This is a genomic window from Burkholderia sp. (assembly GCF_018375725.1).
In the GTDB taxonomy this organism is placed as follows: Bacteria; Pseudomonadota; Gammaproteobacteria; order Burkholderiales; family Burkholderiaceae; genus Burkholderia.
Window position 1 is genome coordinate 1 of sequence record NZ_JAHACR010000296.1, and the last position, 5100, is coordinate 5100.

5 protein-coding genes and 1 pseudogene are annotated in these 5100 nt (G+C 69.0%); 2 read left to right on the forward strand and 4 right to left on the reverse strand.

Annotation, left to right across the window (positions count from 1 at the left end; translation table 11 throughout):
* The 4 genes from KH616_RS21105 to purT form a co-directional block, all read right to left on the reverse strand.
* Nucleotides 1-984 (reverse strand): DEAD/DEAH box helicase (locus KH616_RS21105; RefSeq protein ID WP_292250492.1); only part of this gene is annotated, 984 nt, incomplete at its 3' end.
* A 247-nt stretch (nucleotides 985-1231) separates the two neighbouring features.
* Nucleotides 1232-1621: an MliC family protein gene (locus KH616_RS21110; RefSeq protein WP_292250494.1), complete on the reverse strand. Its 390-nt coding sequence runs from the start codon at nucleotides 1619-1621 to the stop codon at nucleotides 1232-1234.
* A gap of 96 nt (nucleotides 1622-1717) precedes the next feature.
* Complete coding sequence (locus KH616_RS21115; RefSeq protein WP_292250496.1) at nucleotides 1718-1909, reverse strand: DUF6726 family protein; 192 nt, start codon at nucleotides 1907-1909, stop codon at nucleotides 1718-1720.
* 14 nt (nucleotides 1910-1923) lie between these two features.
* Entirely contained in the window at nucleotides 1924-3138 is a 1215-nt protein-coding gene (gene purT / locus KH616_RS21120) for a formate-dependent phosphoribosylglycinamide formyltransferase (RefSeq protein WP_292250498.1), read from the reverse strand.
* Nucleotides 3139-3344: 206 nt separating this feature from the next.
* Between purT and KH616_RS21125 the strand changes: the two genes are divergently transcribed.
* Together KH616_RS21125 and KH616_RS21130 are read left to right on the forward strand one after the other, a co-directional pair.
* A complete protein-coding gene (locus KH616_RS21125; protein ID WP_292250500.1) occupies nucleotides 3345-3890 on the forward strand; it encodes an META domain-containing protein in 546 nt (181 codons plus the stop codon).
* A gap of 154 nt (nucleotides 3891-4044) precedes the next feature.
* Nucleotides 4045-5100, forward strand: a pseudogene (locus tag KH616_RS21130) (DNA translocase FtsK); the annotation flags it as partial.

Consider the following 5100-nt stretch of genomic DNA (forward strand, 5'->3'; position numbering starts at 1 on the left):
CGCCTCGACCTCATCCACGTCAATTCCTCTGGCTGCCACGTCGGTCGCAACAAGCGCCTCGACTTCGCCGCGCTTGAATGCTTCGAGCGCCTGCATCCGCTCCATCTGCGATTTGTCGCCGTGGATCGCCGAGGCAACCACGCCATCACGTTCGAGCTGGCGCGCCAGGCGGCTCGCGCCGATCTTGCTGTTGCAGAACACGATCACCTGCTTGAGCGAGCGGCCGCGAATCAGCTGCACGACGGCTGCCTGCTTGTCGCCTTCGGCGACGTCGTAGACGATCTGCGTGACATTCGACGACGTCGAGTTGCTGCGCGCGACCTCGATCGTCTGCGGATTGCGCAGGTAGGTCGACGCGAGCCTCTTGATCTCGGGCGAGAACGTCGCCGAGAACAACAGCGTCTGGCGCTCCTTCGGCAACAGGTTCAGGATGCGCTGCAGATCCGGCAGGAAACCCATGTCGAGCATCCGGTCCGCCTCGTCGAGCACGAGCATCTGCACCTGCCCGAGGTTCGCCGTCTTCTGCTGCACGTGGTCGAGCAGGCGGCCCGGCGTCGCGATCAGGATCTCGACGCCGCGGCGCAGTTCGGCCATCTGCGGGTTCATGTCGACCCCGCCGAACACGACCGCGCTGCGCAGCGGCGTGTGCTTCGCATATGCATGCACGTTCGCGGCGACCTGGTCGGCAAGTTCGCGGGTCGGCGTGAGGATCAGCGCGCGCACCGGGTGACGCGCCGGCGACGCGCTCGTGTTGGCGTGCGGCAGCAGGCGCTGGATGATCGGCAGCGAAAAGCTCGCGGTCTTGCCCGTGCCCGTCTGCGCGGCACCCATCACGTCGCGTCCGGCGAGCACGACGGGAATCGCCTTCGCCTGGATCGGCGTCGGCGTCGTGTAGCCCTGCTCCTTGATGGCTTTCAGGATATCGGCGGCAAGGCCGAATTGATCGAAGGTTGCGTCGACTGGCGTGGCGACAGAATCAGACATGGTGGCGTTTCGCTCAAAAGGCGCGGCGGGGACATCACGCGTCAGGCTGGCCCGGCGGGCCGCTGCGCAAATCACATTTCGGAAGAAGTCGGAGCCGCGGCGCGCCGCGCGGCGCCACTCTGGCGCTCAGGCCGTGCGGGCTCCGGCCGGCGCGGATGCCGGCGGAAAGGGTCGTATTGTAGCACTGCATGGCGACACGTCCGTGACAGCCCGCTGCCAGACCATGCGTTCGAGCCGGGCCGTACGGTCAGCCCTGCGGTTTTTTCCTCTTTTTCGTTTCAACCTGGACGCAATCCGACAGGAGCGGCGGCGCCTTGGCATCCGCGATTTCATCACGCAGCGTCGCGCCCCGGCCCTTCGTCCACCACGTATAGCGGCCGGCCTGATAGCGCACGCCGGACGCCGACACGGTGTCGACGAACAGCAGCCGCTGGCCGTTCACCGGCACCAGCGCGAAGCTCTGGCCGTTGCCGGCGAGCCAGTACGACACGCGGATCGGCTGTTTCTGGTTCGCGCACTGGTAGACGGCGGTCTGGCGCGCATCGGCGTCGATTTCCTCGACGGTCAGCTGCGCGGCATGCGCGGCGGACGCGGCCAATCCGGACAGGACGAGCGCGGCAAAGGCTTGACGGTACATGCGAATCCTTTTTTTCTGGCGTCGACGCTCGCAGACGGAGCGGTGCGCGGCCCCGGAACGTCGACGCATGGCGCCCCCGCGAGGGCGCGCCGGTTATCAGGGATCGATGGCGCCCGCGCAGGCGTCGGTCGGTGCTGCGGCAACGTGACCCACGACCGGCACGATCTTCAGGGCCGCCGACGCGATCCGGCACGGCGCAGCCGCGAGGCCGCAGCCGGTCAGGCTCGAGACAAGCATGAACGCGGCGCCGCAGCGCCACGCGCGTCGCAGAAAGGACGCCGGAATCATCGCGCCTTCGTCCGTCAAGCGGCCGATACTGGCTTAACCGCCGCAGCGGCACGCTTCGCGCGCTCGCGGGCTTCCTCGACAGTCGCGCCGGTCGCGAGCGCGACGCCCATGCGTCGCTTCGTGAAGCTTTCCGGCTTCCCGAACAGGCGCAGGTCCGAACCCGGCACCGCGAGTGCGTCGGCCACGCCCTCGAACGCGATGCCCGCTGCGTCGACGCCGCCATAGATCACCGCCGATGCGGCGGGCGAGCCGAGCGTCGGATCGACCGGCAGACCGAGGATCGCGCGTGCATGCAGCTCGAACTCGGACTGGCGCTGCGACGCGAGCGTGACGAGCCCCGTATCGTGCGGCCGCGGGCTCACTTCGGAGAACCACACCTCGTCGCCGCGCACGAACAGTTCGACGCCGAACAGCCCGCGCCCGCCGAGCGCCTCGGTGACCTTGTGCGAGATCTCGCGGGCACGCGCCAGCGCGGCGGCACTCATCGGCTGCGGCTGCCACGACTCGACGTAGTCGCCCGAGTCCTGCAGGTGTCCGACCGGCTCGCAGAAATAGGTCCGCGTCTCGCCGCTCGCGGGATCGGTCGCGCGCACGGTCAGTTGCGTGATCTCGTAATCGAAATGAACGAAGCCCTCGACGATCACCCGGCCATGGTTCACGCGGCCGCCGGCCATCGCGTGCTGCCATGCCGGCTCGATGTCGGCCTCGCTGCGGATGACCGACTGCCCCTTGCCCGACGACGACATCACCGGCTTCACGACGCACGGCATGCCGATCTTCGCGACGGCGTCCCTGAATTCGTCGAATGACTGCGCGAACGCGTACGGCGACGTCGGCAGACCCAGCTCCTCGGCCGCGAGCCGGCGGATGCCCTCGCGGTTCATCGTGAGCTGCGTCGCCCGCGCGGTCGGGATCACCTCGGCAATGCCGGCCGCCTCGACATCGGCAAGCGCGTCGGTCGCGATCGCCTCGATCTCGGGCACGATCAGGTGGGGGCGCTCGGCCTCGACCAGCGCGCGCAGCGCTGCCGGATCGGTCATGTCGATCACGTGCGCGCGGTGCGCGACCTGGTGGCCCGGCGCGTTCGGATAACGGTCCACCGCGATCACCTCGACGCCGAGCCGTTGCAACGCGATGATGACTTCCTTGCCGAGTTCGCCGGAGCCGAGCAGCATGACGCGTGTGGCCGAAGGCGAAAGCGGCGTCCCGAGCCGCTGACCGATCTTCATGTGATTTCCCGCTATATAGGTTGGAGGTCGAAAACGACTGCGATGTTAACACGCGCGCCGCCGCGTTATCGGTGCGTTCGCCATGGTTCGCACGGCCGCGCCGGCGGGCCGCGAACGAAATGATGCGTGGATGGTCGGCTCGCCTTGCCCAATGCGAGTGCGTTACTCTTACGCCTTGTTCAGAACAACGATGAGGAACGAGGCTCATGTCCCACTCAACCGCAGCCGCTCGCGCACGCACACGCCTGTTTCGCCCGCTGCGCGCGCCGCTCTGCGCGCTGACGCTTGCCACGCTTCTCGCCGCCTGCACCATGCCGACGCATCCCGACGCGAACGCGCCCGCCCCCGACCCGTTCAACCCTGCCACCATCCAGTTGATCGACGACACGAACTGGGAACTGACCGGCTGGCAAAACGCCGACGGCACGCCGCGCGCGATCCCGCACGGCGACAACGGCGAGCCGATCAGGCTCGCACTGTCGACCGAGTCCGGCGTGCGCCGCGCATCCGGCTTTTCGGGCTGCAACCGGTACATGGGCACCTACGACGTGAAGAACGGCGTGCTGAGCTTCGGCCCGCTCGCCGGCACGCGCATGGCCTGCACCGGGACGCTCGGCGGCCAGCTCGAGCACGCGTATCTCGATGCGCTCGCGCATATCGCGAAGGCCGGCGTGCAGATGCGCGCGCCGCAGCAGTTGCTGATCGTCACCGGCGACGGCGCGACGCTGACCTTCACGCGGCGCGGCCAATAAGCCCCTCATGCGGGACGACAGCCGGCGGGTCGCGTCCCGCGCCAGTTTTTCCGGCGCGCGTCGGCTCGACGCGCCCGTCCTCGAAGCATCTTCGTCGGTTCGTTAAACCCGGCGGGTCGCGCACCGCGCTCCCACCCCACTCCTGTTTCAAAGCATGCACACGGTTGTCCTCGGCTGGTTCGGTATCTCCGCCGTCTGGTTCCTCCTTCTCATCTGGCGTCTCGCCAAGGCGATGATGCCCGGCGGCGACGGTCTCGCCGGTCCCGGCTCGATCCGGCTCTGGCTCGGTTTCGCAAGCGTGTTCCTCGCGAGCTGCACGCTGACGAGCGTGTTGTCCGACGCCGACACCAATGCACTCGGCCATGCGCTGTCGGCCGGTTTCGACCGCGTGCTCGGCCGGGTCGGCACGTCGCTCGCAATGAGCGTACTGTTCGTGGCCGGCCTACCCTGGTTCACCGGCATCGGCTGGAAACGCGTGGCCGCGTGGTTGGACGCGTCGTTCGGCCTGAAACTGTCTCGCGACGACGACGACACCCGCAGCGTGGCCGACCTGCCCCGCCATGCACTGCATCGCGACGAAGAGCGGCGCGTGCGCCGCGCCGGCGACGTGCAGCCGACTACCGCGCACACCGTCAATTCGATGGCGCCCCGGCAGAACGGCCGCTTTGTACGCCCCACCCTCTGGAAGCCCGATCCGCAGCCACGCCCGCGCGAGCGCGGACAGGCAGCGCCGCGACCGCACGTCGAGCCGGTCGCACCCGCAGGCTGGCTGAGGCCTTCGCCGTCGACGCGTGCAGCCGGTGCGCCCGTGGCCGGTACGCCCGCAGCGGGTATCGCGAACCCGGCCTATGCCGCGGCCGCGACGAAACCCGCCCGCTCGATGGCCGGCGTGCAACCGACGCGTCCGGCGCCGCTCGACCTCGAATCGCTGCGCCAGCAGGCGCTGTCCGCGACGCCGGGCCGTCCAGCCGCCGCGCTCCGTCAGCCGCTCGCCACGCATACCGCTGTCACGCCGCGGCCCAACGCGGGAGCATCGGCCCGTCCTCAGTCCCGAGCGGCAGTGACGCCGCCGCCCGCGCCGCCACGCCGACGCCCTGTCGCACCGGCCCGCGCGCCGCTTTATGCATGGGCGGAAAAGCCAACTGCCCCCATCGCGCCGGCACCGAGCTTGCAGGAAACCTTGCGGTCGATCGAGGCAAGCACCGCGCAA